Below are 16,601 nucleotides of genomic sequence, written 5' to 3'. Positions count from 1 at the left end.
CCGATGCAGACAGAGTGTAGCGCAGGCGCGTATGAGTTTCCAGCCTCCTGTGGACGGCGTGTTGTGGCCCGTTTTGACGGGGGTCGCATGAGTTCGGATGGGGGCGTCATTCTGGTGAAGCAGGCTGATGACATTCTGGGTCTCAGTCGCCGCTTTGCTGCCTGTTTTCGCGATGAACGGCATCCCGGCTTTGTGGAATACCGGGTTGAAGACCTTGTCCGTCAGCGGATCATGGGCCTGGCACTGGGCTATGAAGATCTCAATGATCACGATGCCCTGCGGCATGACCTGATCTTTGGTCTGGCCTCGGGCCGTCTGTCAGGAGGCCGGGCAAACTGCGCAGCATTGGCTGGCAAATCTACACTGAACCGGTTGGAGCGCAGTGGGCACAAGGCAGATCGTTACTGCCGCATCATTGCTGATCATGAGGCCCTGGCTACCCTGTTCGTCACGCTCTTCCTTGACCAGCATGAGCACGCACCCGCCCGGATCGTTCTGGATGTGGATGCCACCGATGACCGTATCCATGGCCATCAGGAAGGCCGCGCCTTTCATGGATATTACGGCCATAACTGCTATCTTCCCCTGTATGTCTTCTGCGGGGACCATCTCCTCAGCGCTACCCTGCGCACGGCAGACAGGGACCCGGGGAAGGAAGCACTGGCAGACATCCGCCGGATCGTGGAGCAGATCAGGAGCCGTTGGCCCCGGGTGCGTATCCTGGTGCGTGGGGACAGCGGTTTCGCCCGGGATAGTCTGATGACATGGTGCGAAGACAACCACGTTGACTTCCTGTTCGGGCTTGCAGGCAACACCCGCCTGTATGACCGGATTGCCTCTTTGTCCGCTGAGGTGCGTGACGAAGCCGCCACGACAGGCAGAGCTGCGCGCGGTTTCGCCTCCTTTGACTGGATCACAAAGGACAGCTGGACGCGCCGCAGGCGGGTCGTGGCCAAGGCCGAATGGCGCCACGGCAACCGCTATCATCGCTTTATTGTCACCACGCTACCGCAGGGAATGTCCGACCCCCGCCATCTCTACGAACAGATTTACTGCGCACGCGGGGATATGGAAAACCGCATCAAGGAATGCCAGATGGATCTGTTCTCAGACAGGACCTCGTCCCACACCATCCGGGCCAACCAGCTCCGGCTGTGGTTCTCGGCCGCAGCCTATGTCCTGCTGACCGCTCTGCAAAGACTGGCCCTTGGCCAGACCAGCCTGGAGACGGCGACCTGTGGCACCATACGCGCACGACTGCTCAAAATCGCAACAGTCGTAAAGGTCAGCGTCCGTCGGATTGTCCTGTCCATGCCGGACATGTTCCCCTGTCAGCATGAATTCGCCCTCGCTCATGCACGATTGCGAAGGCTCCGGCAGGCCATCTGAAGAAACAGACAGTGCACAGACCACATAGCTTCCACCAACACTGCCTTCTCAGGCCGTGACACCCTCACTGCGTTCAGAACCCGCTGCCAGAAGCAGAATATCGTCAATATTCCAGATCGGGCTCCTGTGGGATGACTGAATTCTACAAAATAACCCGAAATTGCCTCAAGTGTGAGAAATCAGCGTCAAGCATCCTGGTAGGAATGCCTGCCATGTGTGTGCAATATCGGGTTGACAGGCTCGCAACCATAATGGATTTTATAAAAAGTCTACCGTGACAGGAGCATATGTTTTCAAAAGATGGCCCATGCCATACATCCTGCGCCCCGCTCTTCATTGAGCCGCTGGTTTCTGGTCGCGTTCACGCTCATGGGCTTTCTGGGGCAACTCCTGATCCAGAGTCAGGCAATGCCGGGAGAAATGCCTCGTGCTACCATCCTGCGCCTGACAGGCATTGATATCGCTCCACATCTTTATCACACGCCACATAAGCACTCCGTCTGTGCGGATATGCCTGGCATGACAATGGACAATGTGACGCAGGCTGTGTCAGCCGACAATGAGGGCGACCACGACCACATGTCCGGGCATCCTTCTCATCACGATGGAAGCTGTCCGTTATGCCCCCTCCTGCACCTGCCAGTATTCCTGTTCACAGCTCTCGTGATCTTGCTGGCACTGGCGTTTATTCGTTGGCAACGCCACGTCAACATCGTTAACCCCCGTGCTCCACCTGTCATCACACTTGGTGTTCCTTTCTCCTGTGGCCCCCCTGTGTCTGCGGTCTTCTAGCGCCCGCAGGCCGTTTAAGCTGTCATTCATCGACCGTACGCGTTCACTTAACGCATAGTGCGTCGCTGACGTCATAAACTAATGACGAAAAAGACAATGACCGTCCTGCTGGCTGAACGATATTCTCAGCTCAGGATCAGCTTTCATGTCTTCGACACATGTTTGCGCACACACGTTCCACCGCGCGCACTTACTTTCTGCCGCCGCAATTTTTCTTATCCCGTCCTTCGCGGCGCATGCCAATGAACTGCCCGGAAAAGAGCGTGAGAGTGCCGCATCAACCAGGCAGGCGGCGATTAAAAAAACTCCGGAACAGTCATCACGAAACACGTCAAAACAACTCGGCGCTCACGTAAAAACAGGAGCAGCCGTCCCTATATCCAGCAACGCAGCTGAGCGGCTCGTTGTCACAGCCACGCGAACGCCACAGCAGATCCAGGACGTTCCCGCCTCGGTCAGCCTGATAACACGTCAGGACATCCAAATGAGGCAATCTTCCACGATTTCAGATGCCCTCAATCGCTTGCCTGATGTCGATATGGTCGGCACGGCGCGTATGGAAGGTCAGGTTCCCCAAATCCGTGGGTTTGCGGGACGCGAGATCATTTTGATGGTCGATGGCGCACGGCGTAATTGGGATTCCCAAGGGATTGAAGCGCCGCTTTATATCGATCCCGCCTTTATCCAGAGTGTAGAAGTTGTCGCCGGATCAGCGTCCACTCTTTATGGAACAGGTGGTCTCGGCGGAGTTATGTCAATTAAGACTATTGACGCAAAGTCCCTTCTGAAACCGGGTCAAGGCTTGGGCGGAGAAATTGATGGCGGCTATCAAAGCGCCAACGGAAATGGGAAGGGATCAGCAAAAATATACGGAAAATGGGGCAAGTTCGATGCGCTTCTTGCTTATTCTGGGCAAACCTTCAACTCGATACGATTAGGGGGCGGCGAGAGACTTTCACCCAATGACGGGCAAAGCCACAGCGCACTACTTAAACTTGGATATGACATCAATGACCGAATTAGAATAGATTTTGGTCAGCAATTTTATCTTGATGAAAACTATAGATCTTCAGTGCCACAAAAAGGTCCTTCCACTTACCACTGTTCTACCTGCCAAGAGCAAAATGTCCGACAGGACGAGTCAACATTGCACCTCACAACACATAACGAGCAAGGCGAGGAAGATGGAAGGCTGACCCTTTACAGAACGAAAATGGCCTCAAAGCAGGTGCCGAACAGCATGGACTCTAATGGCGGGTCCACTGTCCTTGAGACCTATGGTTTCGACTTACAAAAATCATACTTTCGTAATTTCGGATTGTTTGGAAGACATAAATTTACTGGAGGCGTAAATTACTACCGCGATTTTTATACGTACACCACATCTGGTTCAAATACACCCAACGCACAACAGCAGGTATATGGGGTTTACGGGCAAGATGAAATAAAATTTCGCCACCATGTCACTCTTTCCCCTAGCTTGCGTTACGATAGATACAATACCTTTCCTGAACACGGGAAAGGTCTCTCAAATAGCTCAAACGGTGCTATTCTTCCAAAAATAACATTATCGTGGCAACCAACACGCGAATGGATGATATATCTCAGTTGGGGGAAAGCTTATAATGCTCCCACCCCAGCGCAAAGCGACATGGATTTGACAGGCAATCAATGGTTCGCAAATTTTGTTTCTAACAAAAATCTAAAACCCGAATCTGCCAAAACATACGAAGGCGGATTTACTTATACAAAGAGCGCACTGTTTAGCGAGCACGATCGTGCGAGCGTCCGCGCTACAGGTTTTTACGAAGACGTAACCAATCTCATTCAAGAAGTTACTATCGGGCGTTTTAATGGAAAATATGGGAAAAACAGACCCATTTATCAATATCAGAACGTTGGACACGCCACACGTTACGGTATTGAGCTACATAGTAATTACGACATAGGAAACTGGGGGTTTGATCTGAGCTTCAGCCACATAAGAGTCACAAACGCTCGGACCGGTGCTGGGTTGTACTCGCCTCCAGATAAAGTTGCCGCTGATATGCGTTACCGTTTTCCGAACATCGGACTGACTTTAATGTACAGCCTCATGGCCGTAGACGCTCAGAACTACGATGCAACTATTATTCGTCGGCGTCCCGGCTATATGGTGCACGACATACTCGCAACCTGGGCACCTCCTCGCAAGCCTTGGCGAATTAATTTTGCTGTTACCAACTTATTCGACAAGGAATACAGTATGTATAAAATGGCTTCCACAAACGTTGATTTTCCTGAAGTAGGTCGCAGCTTTCGCTTTGATCTATCATATAGATTTTGACAATTGCCAGGAGGTTATTCTGAAATAAATCAAATTATTACACGTAATTCCATTGATTTATTTCCTGTTTTTATGTATAATTAGACGCCACATAGAATGTCTATTGTGGTTACTGGAGGTATGAAATGACTATTACTATAACTATACTTAAAACCAAACAAATTTCTGTACCTGTCCGGGCCGGACTGCAGTGTGGTTCGGGTGTCTGCGGTTATAACGCTTAAAACAATACAGAGACTGGCGCCTTTCCGCGCCAGTCTCGCACTAGGAGGTATACGATGTGTAACGGTTCTATTGGCATAAATTTCACTGGCGGCCAATCTTACTCATCTATTATGTCCCTTATTGACGAGGGACATATAGATTACGTCGAACTCCTGATCGACAATTTTTTACATCTCAATCCAACAGAAATTGCAAAGAAATTTCCTTGCCCTGTCGCATTCCATATTATGCAATCCCGTTTTTTGGAGCGAGGTGAGGAAGAATTAAAGTATATATCAAGCAGAATAACGCAAATGTCTGAGGCGTTTCAGCCACTTTATATTTCCGATCATATCGCACTTTTCGAGCATAACGGAACTAATTTTTATCAACTCGCCGAAATAAATTATGCAATAGGGTCAATATATTTTGATAAAATTCGGCGATGGCAGGATATGCTTGGTCATACTCTATATTTAGAGAATTATCCTTCACTGCTCGACGGTTCTTATGAAGCTCCAACTTTCTTCGAGCATATATCAAAGAAAACTGAATGTAATGTGTTGTTTGATATATCCAATGCTGTTTGTGCCTCTAGGAATACGGGCGCAGACATAGACGACTGGAAGAATGTAATATCGAAAACGCTACACTATCATGTTGCAGGATACACTCCAGCACCAAGCGATAATAATATTTTAATTGATTCACATTCGGAGCAGATTTCATCAGAAACGGAGATCTTCATAGATCGTTATGCTGATCTGTTTTTTCGTGAAAATACTACAATTACTTACGAACGAGACGGAAATTTTGATTACGACCTTATAGTGGAAGATTTAAACAGCCTTCGCTTGAAATCGAAAAACCAGAGTGTATACAATGAACAATCATAGAAAATATTTGCGTGATATCGATGTCATAGACTTTATGTCGCGCCCAGATCAGTTTTCTTTGTTTTCTGACAACAGGCGCGCGTTGGTGCGATTAGATATTGCGTGGCGCGGTTATTGGCATGCTCTTTATGATCCATGTCCATCCCTACTGGATTTTTCTGGTGATCAAGACGGATTCAATATTTTTCGGCCCTTTATGAGGTGGGGTTCTGAGCGAAAAATTTGTTTTGGTTGGCCATTACACCTCTGGGTTATCATTTGGTTGCAAGAAAATGAGATGCTGAATAGTTCTAATTCCGAAATCATTCTATCGGAATTGGCGGGAGCTGCAGCTGCTCGGTGGGCCATATCTGATCGCACAGAAGCACTAGGCATCGCCATTTACCGCGGTATCAAACAAAACTGGACTGTCGGCTGGAAGTGCCGTGCGGTAGATCTGCAACGAGAAATTCAAGAAATTGAAATTGGTGCGGATTTAAGCCCGGAAGATGATATTCCGTCGTATTTCCTTATTTTTGATAACAAAATTTCTGTATTCCCTGGATGGAGCCGCATACTGTGAGCAATTTGACCTATGCGCCGTCAGTGTATAGAATAAATTTTTTTTTGTTATTCATTGGGATGGGTCTATTTATTTTCCCGGCCTTTTCTTCAAACGAAGCCCACGCAGCACCAAAGCTCGGGCGCCTTACTTTCCAGGCGGCATTCGGAAACCAGCCGGTAAGTTGTGCTAGAACCATAAGCCCGGTGGGGACAAGCGACAATACGGTCCGCATCAACGATCTACGCTTCTACATCCACGATGTGGCGCTGCTCACGAAGGACGGCCGTGCGGTGCTGGTCAAGCCAGGGCCGTCCGGCCTCTGGCAGCGTGACGGGATAGCGCTGATCGACCTGATCGATCGCAATATTCCATGCAGCGATACGACTCCGTCGCCGAACTCGGCTATCAGTTTTGTTTGGCCGCAAGGCCATTTCACCGGCCTGCGCTTCACCGTTGGGCTGCCTATGGCCGCCAATCACGGCGATCCTACGATTGCACAGCCACCACTGAACATGACGAGCATGTTCTGGACCTGGCAGTCAGGATATCGTTTTTTCACGCTCGACATCACGATGATTCCGAAGCCTGGCGACAAAGCGCGACCGCACGGCTTCCCTGTCCATATCGGGAGCACCGGCTGTGAGTCCGCCAGCGCGGTCGAGGCGCCGAAGGGCGCGTGCACGGCCCCGAACCTCGTCACGGTCACGCTGCCGGAGTTCGATCCGGCGCATCAGACCGTGAAGCTCGACATAAGTCGACTGCTCGCTCTGAGTAATGTCAGCACCAACCAGATTAATAGTGCGCCAGGTTGCATGTCTGGACCGGACGACAAGGATTGCGCAGGTGTGTTCCGTGAGTTCGGCCTGCCATTCGGATCAGAGACCTCTCCGCCGGCTCAGTCGGTATTTCGGGGTCGATAAGATGCGCACGTTATTTCGCAAAGTTCTCCAGATGGCCCTTCTGGGTGGGGGGGCGCTGCTTCTATCGGCCGCAACCCGGCCCACGACGTGGCATTGGGACATCCCCTCCTGGGCGCCTGCGCCAGTCGTCCCGTCCGACAATCCGATGAGGGCAGAGAAGGTCGCACTGGGGCGGCGGCTGTTTTATGACAAACGGCTATCGGAGAATGGGACGCTCGCCTGCGCGTCGTGCCATCTCCAGAAACTGGGCTTTGCCTCTGGTGTCCCGACGCATGTAGGCGCGCATGGCGAGCCGGGACTACGCACGCCGATGCCACTGGCGAACGTAGCCTATCTGCCGAGCTACACCTGGGCCAATCCACAGCTCACCACTCTGGAAAAGCAGATGCTGATCCCGATGTTCAGCGACCAACCGGTCGAGCTGGGCATGGGCGGCCAGGAAAAGGCGCTGTTCGCCCGGCTCTCGGATGATCCCTGCTATGCGCGCCTGTTCCGTGTCGCCTTCCCCGAGGCGAAGGGCGCGATCACACTCTCCACGGTCACGAAGGCGATTGCATCCTTCGAGCGCACGCTGCTGTCCTTCGACAGTCCCTACGACCACTCGCTGCATGGCGACAAGACGGCGCTGTCCCCGGCCGCGCAACGAGGCGAGGCGCTCTTCTTCGGCGAGAAGCTCGAATGTTCGCATTGCCATAATGGCCTGAATCTGACCGACAATATCCGCGCGGCTAACATGCCCTTTCCAGAAACAGGCTTTCACAATACCGGCTTGTATAACGAGGACGGCAAGGGGGCCTATCCTGCCAGTGATCACGGGCTGCGGACAGTGACAGGCAATGCCGAGGACGAGGGGAAATTCCGCACGGAAAGCCTGCGCAACGTCGCTCTGACGGGTCCCTATATGCATGATGGCTCCATCGCCACGCTGCACGACGTGCTGGCAGCACATTACTCGAAGGGAGGTCGGTCGGCGACAGGGCCACACGGAGAGAACCCGTTGCGCGACCAGTTCATAGAGCCGTTCGATATCAGCGAGGCGGAGATCGCGGACGTGATCGCCTTCCTGAACTCCCTGACGGATCAGAGCTTCCTCACCAACCCGGCGTTCTCAGATCCGGGAAAGACCTGCCCTTTGGCTCTGCCCTCAGCCTCTCCCTCTGGTAAAGGCGCACAATGATGACTTCGCGACTGGTGTACGGCTTATCGCATCTTAGCAACTCCGCCATGTCATCAGGCGTCGATATGGTATCTGGATCTAGTGTCTTCGTCTTCGATTCTTCGGGTAAAGACTATATCGACGCGGTGTCGGCACTGTTTTGCGCTACGCTCGGCTTTCATAATGAACGCCTGATCGAAGCCGCCACACGCCAGATGCGAGAGCTGCCAGTCTATCCCACCGCGCTAAACCGGACGGTCCCTGTCGTCCACGCGCTTGCGGACGCGCTCAGCGCGGCAGCGCCGATACCGGACGCTCACGTTCTTTTCGCCACAACCGGATCGGAAGCTATCGAAACTCTCATTAAAACGACTTGGTATATCAATAAACAACGAAATCCAAAACGGCATAAAATAATCACGCGTCGGGGGAGCTACCATGGATCGACGATATTTGCCACGAGACTTGGCGGGATCGAAAGCATTATCAATTCATTCGATCTGACGGGTGACGATATTCTGTATGCTGCGCAACCCCGCTGGCCACGTGACGCGTTGGCTGGAGAAACAGAAGAAGATTATGCACATCGCCTGGCTCGGGAACTGGCAGAACTGATAGATCACACGGGTGCCGAAAATATCGCGGCCTTCCTCTGCGAGCCAGTCTCGATTGCTGGCGGCATGTACCCAGCGCCGGAAGGATATTTTGAAGCAATACGCAACGTCTTGTCGATGCGCGATATTCCTCTTTATTTCGATGAAATCGTGACGGGCTTCGGTCGAACCGGAAAGATGTGGGGAAGCCAGACCGTCAACCAGACTCCCGACTGCCTCGTCGCATCGAAGGGGCTTTCAGCGGCCTATCAACCGATTTCGGCGGTCGTCATGAATGATGATTTTCACTCCGCATTGGTGGACTGCTCGATTATGCACCATGGGTTTCATCATGGCGGCACATATCACGCACATCCTGTTGCCGCTGCCGTCGCCCTTGAAACGCTAAAAATCTACGAGGATGAAAGAATAGTAGATCATGTTCAGGATATTTCGAAACATTGGATAAAGATGATTTCGAAACTTGCGGCACACGAGCTGGTCCGATCCACACGGACAATCGGATTATTAAGCGCGATTGAAGTCGGATTTTGTAGCTACAGGGAGCTTGATTTCCGAAATGATGAGAAGAGAGACATAAAACGGTCAGTTGTGAAAGCGTGTATGGAACACGGCGTCCTGATAAGAATCTCATACGACAGCATAATTTTAGCACCTCCTCTCATTATTTCTAAAAAAGACATTGATGAGCTTGAGCAACGCATGACGAAAGCTTTCAATACTATTCTGTTTCCAACAGCATAGCTGCGTCGAAGGTATCCCTTTCGTTGGTCAATAAGAGACTTTTTTCTCTGAAAATATTTGTCTTTCTGCTGTAATTCACACCAAGCGAGGAAAGTAAACATGACTTCTATCCGTAAAATCGTTGCCTCTATGTGTCTCGCAGGGAACTTCGTTCTGCAGATGGCGGACCCTGCCTATGCACATGCCCACCTGAACGCCGAAATACCCGCTGCGGATAGCACGGGAACGGCACCGCAGAGCCTGACGCTAGGCTTTACTGAAGCAGTAGTTGTCAAGCTCACCGGCGTCGTTGTCACTGGCCCCAAGGGTAATGTTATAGAAACAGGAAACGTTGCCCTGTCGGATGACGGCAAGACTCTGACGATCCCGCTCAAAATTGACCTCGTGCCTGGACGATATTCCGTAACCTGGCACGCCCTTGCCGTCGATGGACACAAGACTCACGGCGTCTACGGGTTCACAGTTACTAACCGATGACACCGGATGCTTTCCTGATCCTATGTCGCGCCGCACGAGACAGCCTGGCGCTCTTTCTTACAGGTAGCCTGCTTTTTGCAGGGTGGCTGGCTCCGCGCGACCTCGGAATCGCACTCTCTGCCCGCCTGAGAAAGTTTTGGGCATGGGGGAGCGTTTTTACGACAGTAATAGTCATTGCAACACTGCCAGCCGAAGTCTCCGAGGTCGGAGATGGGTGGCAGGATGCCTTCTCGCCGACTTTAAGCAAAGCCGTGCTTGTTGACACCACCATTGGACAGGCGTGGATCATTCAGGCCGTAGCTGGTGTCTGTCTTCTACTTCTAACTTGGCGTAAATGCGGCGCGCTCCTGTCGGTCATACCCGCATGCTTGCTTCTGACGGCGACAGCTTTGACAGGTCACGTGCGCATGATCGGTATGGGCGCGATGTTCTTCCAGGCCGTGCATTTGCTTGCAGGTGGTTTCTGGTGCGGGGGCCTCATCCCCGTTGCCATGCTTGTCAGTGATACACGAAAAAAGAAGTGGGATCGCTCCATGCAAATGGCGTTAGCACGGTATTCGGCTGCGGGACATATCGCGGTGCCTTTGGTCCTGCTTACCGGCTCTGGACTGGGCCTGAACATCCTGGGCGGATGGCCGAAGCATTTCACTGTCTATTCTACACTACTCATTCTCAAGCTGGGATTAACGAGCGGTATGGTCTGTATCGCCTGCGTCAACCGCTATGTTTACGTAAGAAATCTACGACAGAAGAGAAACATTACGGCCAGCCTTAAATATCTTCAACGCGGAACAATAGCCGAAATTGCATTTTCTGCTGCTATTATTGCAATTGTTGCCGTTGCTGGGCGAATGGACCCGACAACCTTATCTCTACCTACAAACTAGAGTCATGCGCGCATATCTATAGATGCGAATAAATATATCTAGGTATTAATTGTGGTATATAAGAAATATATAAATATTACATTATATTTTTCATGTATACATAAATTATATTATTGTGCGTTACAACACTCACACTACAAACTGTCGAATTTTAATTTGTATGAGAGGAAAGAAATGGAATGGTAAGACACCCTCCTCTTGATCTACGGGAACTGCAATGCGTATGCGCAATTGCTCTTCAAGGAAGCATCCATGGCGCGGCACGCGCTCTAAATTCCAAACAGTCCGCAGTCAGTCGTTCACTTCGGCTACTTGAGGAGCGCGTCGGAATTCAGCTTTTCCGCAGGACATCATCTGGCACAACGCCTACGCCAGTCGGCGAAGCATTCCTCCGACAAGCTGAGGCTCTGTTGCACGACACAAATGCTCTTTATGAATATACTCGGAGATGCGCCTTGGGTGAAAGCGGTATCGTATCAATAGGAATACAAAGTAATGTACCGCCAGGACGGGTGTCGGCCTTCATCGAACCGTATAGAATTCTTTATCCCGGTATTTCGTTTATATATCGTGACGTATCCAAGAGAGATGTAATTTCGGCTCTTTTCGACGGTATCGTTGATTTAGTAATTATAGCCCTTCCGCTGAACGAATCTTGCGCAGCTACCTTACCACTGTGGAGCGATCGAATTGTCGCTGTGACACCGACAAACCATCCTCTTGCTTCGTCTGTCACGACATGTTGGAGCGATTTACGGGAAGAAACTTTTGTCTTCGGTAACGATGATACAGGAGAGGACATGTCTACACTGTTAAAACGCAAAGCAAGCATTGCTGGCTTTCTACCAACAGTGTGTAGGGAAGAAATCATAAGTCTGCGGACGATCGCTCTCGTCATTAACGGACATGGTATTACGCTCATGCCGGCTGGCTGGCTCGCATTTTTTCCAGGTACGATCCTTGAGCAGGTAACTGTGCTAGAAGTGCGCGACGGCGACGGTTTTTCACATCTTGATTACGGCATTGGATGGCGCGATAGAAATTTGTCGACCGTCGCACATAAAATACTTGTTTTCTTGGGAAAGCAGAATCTCGAATAGACTAAGTTTCTCTGCTTACTATCTGCTTAGCTCGCGCACGCTTAAGCTTCGCGAAAGCTCGATCAGATGCAATGAATCCACGGATCATGTGCGGCACGAGACGGGTTGGATCGACGGGCTGACCATTCTGGCTGACCAGTGCTGCGTAAGTCACCAGATCACGATGGAGGTCCGCCGGTAAGTCCACGGGCATGCGGACCGGCTTTTCATCCGGAATTTCAGTGATGCGCAGCGTTGTCATGGTGCTGTTTCCTTTGCGTGGCGAGGTTGCAGGACAAGGTCGCGGTTAAGGATCAAGGTGAAAGGCAGCCCCGGCCGGTCGGTTAGGGTCGGCTGGATGTTGAGGCTGCGATCAACCAACCGGTTACCAACCATGGAAAACCCATTGCTGGCCCCAGAACGGATGGCCTGCGCCAGATTGTTCTCGCTCTGACTGGTTCCGGCCTCTGATCCGACGCTCAGGAGCGTGGTCACGATGGCAGCCCTGAAAAGCTGGCCCCAGTGGTTGTTCACTTCATCGGACAGGCCGGACTGGCCGATGGCGTCGCCACCGGGCAGTTTTTCCAGCACCAGGCTCTCGCCGTTCGGGTAAATCAGCCGGGTCCAGATGATCTGGGTACGCTGCTGCCCGAAAGAAATGCCGCTGTTATAGGCCCCGAACAGCAGGCTTCCCTGCGGGATCAGCAGGAAACGACCGGTCGGGCTGTCATAGACGTTCTGCGTGACATGGCCAGTAATCTGACCCGGAAGGTCAGAGCTGATTTTCGTGTTCAGCGCCCCCGCGATGACAGTGCCCGCCTGAAGGATATAAGGCGAAGCTGACGGCATGATGCGATCCGGGCTGGTCGTCGCGCGGTCAGGCTGGCCTGCCAGAAAGGCACGGTTGCCTGATTGGGCGTCGGTCGAAGAAGATGGATTTGCCTGGGACGCAGATGCACCCGATGTGGGCGGAGTTGCCTGGTCGGTACCCCGGTCGCGTTCTCCCGTCTGCACGAACAATTTGCTGGCGATTGCGGCCTCGACCTCCTGCGCGGCACGGCGGTCGTCGCCACCCGAGGCTGCCTTTCCCTGCTCCTGTGCGTGGAGGATGGTATGCCCCAGATCACCGGGCAGCGCTGGTCCCAGCTTCGGCACATCCTTGCCGACATAGTCGGACGGCAGTCCCGCCAGCCCGTCGGCAGAGGGACGCACATCCGCGTCCTGCGCGGCAGGCGTGGATGACACCCGATGGCTTGCCTGAAGGGCATAGCCCAGCGCGAAGGCCACCGCGATCATGCCAACCCCGCCCAGCGACCAGACCACGGTGCGGGAAAGCCGCACGACACGCGGTCGTTCCGTCCGCAGACGCAGATCAGGTGGCGGCGGTGATGCTGCGGAATTTCCCCCTGTGGCCGGAGCCGCAGAATTTTCTCCCACTGTGTGAGCCTGCCCGGTCATGACTTCCTGCCGTCAATGCGGACAATGCGCACCCGCTGCTCGGAATGCTTATCGCCCAGCCGCAGTTCAGCGGCGGCGAACAGCCGATCCACGATCATCCAGTTCTGCCGCACCCGGTAATTGACCAGTTCCGGGCCGCCATCCGCCCCCAGCACGAAGAGCGGCGGCAGTTCCCCCTGCCCGATCCCGGATGGAAAAGCGATATAGACCTTGTGACCGTCATCAAAGGCCCGGCCGGGTAACCAGGGCGGCGTGCCGCCTTTCACCGGCTGGATGGCATAGCGGAAATTCAGAGTATCGAGATTCAGCCCCGCGTCCACTGGGGCAGAGTCATCGGCCGCGTCGTCCTGCCGGTGCAGGGCAATCAGATCGTCCTCGGGATAGTTCCACGAGACCGACGCCATGTATGTGGGGGGTGTTGACCTCAATTCCGCCAGATAAGTCCGTCGGTCAGTATTGATGATCAGATTAGTGGTCAGATCCGGCCGGGTCGGCTTCACCAGGATATGAATGCGTTTGGTCGCCCCTTCTCCGCTTTCGGTGTCACCGATGACCCAGCGCACCGTATCCCCAGCAGCAACTGGGCCGGTGCCCACCAGTTTTTCACCCTGCTGGAGCATGATGTCCGTGATCTCGCCTGGCGAGGTATAGACCTGATAGAGGGCACCCGGAGAATAGGGATAGACCTGCACCGCATTGATGAAACCGGCCCGCGTCGGCTGGATGCGCGCCGCCAGATTAGCCTGGGTCACGCGCGTGGTCGGATCAGTAACCTCGGGGACCGGATGGGCCGTGCGTCGTGACGGCAGTGGCTTGAACTGGCCCGGCAGAGGAAGTGGCTGTGGCACCTCCACCACCTGCACGGGCTTCGGTGGATCGGGAATTCTCGTCGCGCGCGCGGCGTCATCGTACCGGATGACGGGCGGATGGTAACTGCCCGCGCAACCGGCAAGCGAGAGCAGCGCCACAGGAAGGGCTGCGAAAATGAAGCGCGTCATTGACCAAGCTCCTTCGACCAGTTGATGGCGGAGACGTAGATTCCGAGCGGATTTTTCCTGAGATGGTCGGCATCGCGTGGCGTGTGCAGAACGACCGACACGATGGCGGTCCAGCGTTCGGTGCCGGTGAACGCGCCGTCGCGGTAATGGCGCTCGCTCCAGGCGACACGGAAGCTGCCGGGAGACGCCCGGATCACCGAGGCGATGTCCACCTCGACCTGCTCATGCCCGATGCGCGAGAACGGATCATTGAGGCGGGCATAATCGTTAAGCGCCTGAGCGCCCGACGTGGTGGTGAAATCATAGGCGCGTAGCCAGTTCTGCCGCACCACCACAGGGTCCGACGACAGAGCGCGCACGTCATGAACGAACTGCGCCAGATACCAAGCGATCTGCGGATCGGCGGGCATATAGCCCGCTATCGCGGGGGCCACGACCTGCGCCTGCCCCAGCCGATCGACCTGCACGACCCACGGCGTGATGGTACCGCGCGCGGACTGCCAGACCAGCCCTACGCCAAGGCCTGCGGACAGAAGCAGAGAGCCGAACGCCATCAGCCGCCAGTTACGGGCCTGTACACGGGCGGAGCCGATGCGCTCGTCCCAGACTTGCGCGGCTTTCTGATAGGGCGTGACAGGCTCGGGCGTGGTCCCGTAGCGGGTGGTGGAGCGACGGAACATCGTCCTCATTCCTTTTCCGACAGATCGATGGAGGAAGATCCGCCCCCGCCATCGGCGGAGCGGATAACATGGGCGGCCTCAGCAGCATGAGCGGCGGCATTGCGGCGCTTCATCTTCTGAGCCCAGCGGGGCGGTTCGCCGGAACCGCCACCATCTCCACCAGACGGACCCTCACCGGTAGGGCCGCCACCCGTGGGGCCATCCCCTTCTCCGGCAGGACCACCGCCTCCAGAAGGTGCCGGTCCGTTATCCCCGGCTCCGCCTTCGCCTCCCTCCCCCATCCCGCGCGCGGCCCAGCGTCCACCGGCGGCATAGCTTTCCTTGAGGGATGAACCGGCACGCGAAGCCGCCCCTTTGACGGCATTCGCGACATTTCCACCGACGGCCCGGCCCATGCCTCCGATCCCGGCGGCCATGCTGCCCGCGCCGCCAGACGCGCCTGCGGCTCCGGCCGAATAGGCGGAGGTAGCAGCCCCGGCAATCGCGGCCCCTCCCCGCGCGGCGGCAGCCGTGGCGCCGAGGGCTGCGGCACCACCGGAAGCAACAGCCCCGACACCGGCCGCCGCAGCAGCACCCATGGCGCCAACCGCCATGCCGGTACCGACTGCCGCTCCCGCGCCAAGCTGCGGTGCGCCGGAAATCAGCCCATTGGCGATGCTGCCGCCAAAAATGGACAGGCCGACAATTGCAAGGGAGGCCAGCACCACCGAGACGGACTGCCCGATCGTGGGAACGTCGCTGCCGTAGGAGGTTGAGAACTGGGCGAACAGAACCGACGCGATAGCGGAAATGACCGCCAGCACCATGATCTTCACACCCGACGAGACGACATTGCCCAGCACCTTTTCCGCCAGAAAGGCGGTGCGGCTGAACAGGGCGAAGGGGATCAGGATGAAACCCGCCAGCGTGGTCAGCTTGAATTCGATCAGGGCAACAAAAAGCTGCACGGCCAGAATGAAGAACGCCGCGAGCACGATCAGCCACGACAGACAGAGCACAAAGATCTGAATGAAGTTCGTAAAGAAGGCGACAGGACCAAGGAGATTATGGACTGAATCCAGAAGCGGCTGGGCTGCATCGAAACCCGTGGATGCCAGTCGGCCGGGCCGCAGGAAGTCTCCGAGTGCCAGATTGCCGCCACCGGCTCTCAGGCCAAGGGCCGCAAAACTGTCAAAGACGGTCTTCGACAGACTGGAGAAATTGCTGATCAGAAAGGAAAAGAATCCGATATAGAGCGTCTTCTTCACCAGACGCTGGATGATGTCCTCATCAGCAGCCCAGGCCCAGAACAGGCCAGCCAGCGCCATATCCAGCACGGACAGTGTTCCTGCTAGTGAGATCACATTCCCCTTCACCAGACCGAAGCCGCTGTCGATGGTGGTGGTGAAGGTATTCAGGAAAGTGTCGATAACGCCCACATTGCCCATCGCCATGGCG

19 protein-coding genes and 1 pseudogene are annotated in these 16,601 nt (G+C 54.4%); 14 read left to right on the top strand and 6 right to left on the bottom strand.

From position 1 onward, the window contains the following. Positions 1 to 3 precede the first annotated feature (3 nt). Entirely contained in the window at positions 4 to 1,389 is a 1,386-nt protein-coding gene (locus ABNV41_RS00980; RefSeq protein WP_349934794.1) for an IS1380-like element IS1380A family transposase, read from the top strand. A gap of 333 nt (positions 1,390 to 1,722) precedes the next feature. Here the strand turns inward: ABNV41_RS00980 and ABNV41_RS00975 are convergent, their stop codons facing one another. Further along, entirely contained in the window at positions 1,723 to 1,878 is a 156-nt protein-coding gene (locus tag ABNV41_RS00975) for a hypothetical protein (protein WP_244297038.1), read from the bottom strand. On the opposite strand from ABNV41_RS00975, the gene ABNV41_RS00970 reads away from it, so the two are divergent. From ABNV41_RS00970 to ABNV41_RS00915, 12 genes and pseudogenes are all read left to right on the top strand, one after another. Further along, the gene (locus ABNV41_RS00970; protein WP_228122168.1) at positions 1,810 to 2,181 is read left to right on the top strand and encodes a DUF2946 family protein; all 372 of its coding nucleotides are present in this window, start codon (positions 1,810 to 1,812) and stop codon (positions 2,179 to 2,181) included. The genes ABNV41_RS00975 and ABNV41_RS00970 overlap by 69 nt on opposite strands. Before the next feature lie 145 nt (positions 2,182 to 2,326). Next, positions 2,327 to 4,507, top strand: a complete 2,181-nt coding sequence (locus tag ABNV41_RS00965; RefSeq protein ID WP_349934860.1) for a TonB-dependent receptor domain-containing protein — start codon at positions 2,327 to 2,329, stop codon at positions 4,505 to 4,507. 125 nt (positions 4,508 to 4,632) lie between these two features. Beyond that, on the top strand, positions 4,633 to 4,731 hold the full coding sequence (gene mbnA, locus ABNV41_RS00960) for a methanobactin (protein ID WP_082770916.1): 99 nt from the start codon (positions 4,633 to 4,635) through the stop codon (positions 4,729 to 4,731). A gap of 54 nt (positions 4,732 to 4,785) precedes the next feature. Continuing rightward, entirely contained in the window at positions 4,786 to 5,607 is an 822-nt protein-coding gene (mbnB, locus tag ABNV41_RS00955) for a methanobactin biosynthesis protein MbnB (RefSeq protein WP_010517450.1), read from the top strand. Then, the gene (mbnC, locus tag ABNV41_RS00950) at positions 5,594 to 6,169 is read left to right on the top strand and encodes a methanobactin biosynthesis protein MbnC (RefSeq protein ID WP_010517452.1); all 576 of its coding nucleotides are present in this window, start codon (positions 5,594 to 5,596) and stop codon (positions 6,167 to 6,169) included. The genes mbnB and mbnC overlap by 14 nt, the downstream gene beginning before the upstream one ends. Beyond that, positions 6,166 to 7,071, top strand: a complete 906-nt coding sequence (locus tag ABNV41_RS00945; RefSeq protein ID WP_157132976.1) for an MbnP family copper-binding protein — start codon at positions 6,166 to 6,168, stop codon at positions 7,069 to 7,071. The genes mbnC and ABNV41_RS00945 overlap by 4 nt, the downstream gene beginning before the upstream one ends. Before the next feature lies 1 nt (position 7,072). After that, on the top strand, positions 7,073 to 8,248 hold the full coding sequence (locus tag ABNV41_RS00940; RefSeq protein ID WP_143221966.1) for a methanobactin export MATE transporter MbnM: 1,176 nt from the start codon (positions 7,073 to 7,075) through the stop codon (positions 8,246 to 8,248). Then, complete coding sequence (locus ABNV41_RS00935) at positions 8,245 to 9,585, top strand: aminotransferase class III-fold pyridoxal phosphate-dependent enzyme (RefSeq protein WP_349934859.1); 1,341 nt, start codon at positions 8,245 to 8,247, stop codon at positions 9,583 to 9,585. Before ABNV41_RS00940 ends, ABNV41_RS00935 begins: the two co-directional genes overlap by 4 nt. 99 nt (positions 9,586 to 9,684) lie before the next feature. Continuing rightward, the gene (gene copC / locus ABNV41_RS00930; RefSeq protein WP_143221965.1) at positions 9,685 to 10,062 is read left to right on the top strand and encodes a copper homeostasis periplasmic binding protein CopC; all 378 of its coding nucleotides are present in this window, start codon (positions 9,685 to 9,687) and stop codon (positions 10,060 to 10,062) included. Beyond that, entirely contained in the window at positions 10,059 to 10,949 is an 891-nt protein-coding gene (locus ABNV41_RS00925; protein WP_130732930.1) for a CopD family protein, read from the top strand. The genes copC and ABNV41_RS00925 overlap by 4 nt, the downstream gene beginning before the upstream one ends. A 179-nt stretch (positions 10,950 to 11,128) precedes the next feature. After that, a pseudogene (locus ABNV41_RS00920) lies at positions 11,129 to 11,320 on the top strand (LysR family transcriptional regulator); the annotation flags it as partial. Positions 11,321 to 11,404: 84 nt separating this feature from the next. Beyond that, positions 11,405 to 12,049, top strand: coding sequence for a LysR family substrate-binding domain-containing protein (locus ABNV41_RS00915; protein ID WP_228120804.1), 645 nt, complete (start codon positions 11,405 to 11,407; stop codon positions 12,047 to 12,049). Between the two features lies 1 nt (position 12,050). Here the strand turns inward: ABNV41_RS00915 and ABNV41_RS00910 are convergent, their stop codons facing one another. After that, on the bottom strand, positions 12,051 to 12,290 hold the full coding sequence (locus ABNV41_RS00910; RefSeq protein ID WP_007397926.1) for a DUF2274 domain-containing protein: 240 nt from the start codon (positions 12,288 to 12,290) through the stop codon (positions 12,051 to 12,053). After that, positions 12,287 to 13,324 carry a TrbI/VirB10 family protein gene (locus tag ABNV41_RS00905; RefSeq protein WP_408737385.1) on the bottom strand — a complete coding sequence of 346 codons (1,038 nt, stop codon included), beginning with the start codon at positions 13,322 to 13,324 and terminating at the stop codon, positions 12,287 to 12,289. The genes ABNV41_RS00910 and ABNV41_RS00905 overlap by 4 nt, the downstream gene beginning before the upstream one ends. On the opposite strand from ABNV41_RS00905, the gene ABNV41_RS00900 reads away from it, so the two are divergent. Next, positions 13,323 to 13,472 (top strand): hypothetical protein, encoded by a 150-nt coding sequence (locus tag ABNV41_RS00900; protein ID WP_259328758.1) that lies wholly within the window; start codon positions 13,323 to 13,325, stop codon positions 13,470 to 13,472. The two genes, ABNV41_RS00905 and ABNV41_RS00900, sit on opposite strands and share 2 nt — an antisense overlap. Before the next feature lie 10 nt (positions 13,473 to 13,482). On the opposite strand, the gene trbG is transcribed toward ABNV41_RS00900, so the two are convergent. Genes trbG through trbL form a run of 3 tightly spaced genes read right to left on the bottom strand, consistent with a single transcriptional unit; the run spans position 13,483 to position 16,597 of the window. Beyond that, positions 13,483 to 14,484 (bottom strand): P-type conjugative transfer protein TrbG, encoded by a 1,002-nt coding sequence (gene trbG / locus ABNV41_RS00895; RefSeq protein WP_007397924.1) that lies wholly within the window; start codon positions 14,482 to 14,484, stop codon positions 13,483 to 13,485. Next, positions 14,481 to 15,164: a conjugal transfer protein TrbF gene (gene trbF, locus ABNV41_RS00890; protein ID WP_007397923.1), complete on the bottom strand. Its 684-nt coding sequence runs from the start codon at positions 15,162 to 15,164 to the stop codon at positions 14,481 to 14,483. Before trbF ends, trbG begins: the two co-directional genes overlap by 4 nt. A 5-nt stretch (positions 15,165 to 15,169) precedes the next feature. Next, complete coding sequence (trbL, locus tag ABNV41_RS00885) at positions 15,170 to 16,597, bottom strand: P-type conjugative transfer protein TrbL (protein WP_034933517.1); 1,428 nt, start codon at positions 16,595 to 16,597, stop codon at positions 15,170 to 15,172. Positions 16,598 to 16,601: the final 4 nt, after the last annotated feature.

Source organism: Acetobacter sp. A11-2, assembly GCF_040208445.1.
In the GTDB taxonomy this organism is placed as follows: Bacteria; Pseudomonadota; Alphaproteobacteria; order Acetobacterales; family Acetobacteraceae; genus Acetobacter; species Acetobacter oryzoeni.
The sequence above is the reverse complement of the archived record's forward strand: the minus strand, read 5'-3'. Positions and strand labels throughout refer to the sequence as shown.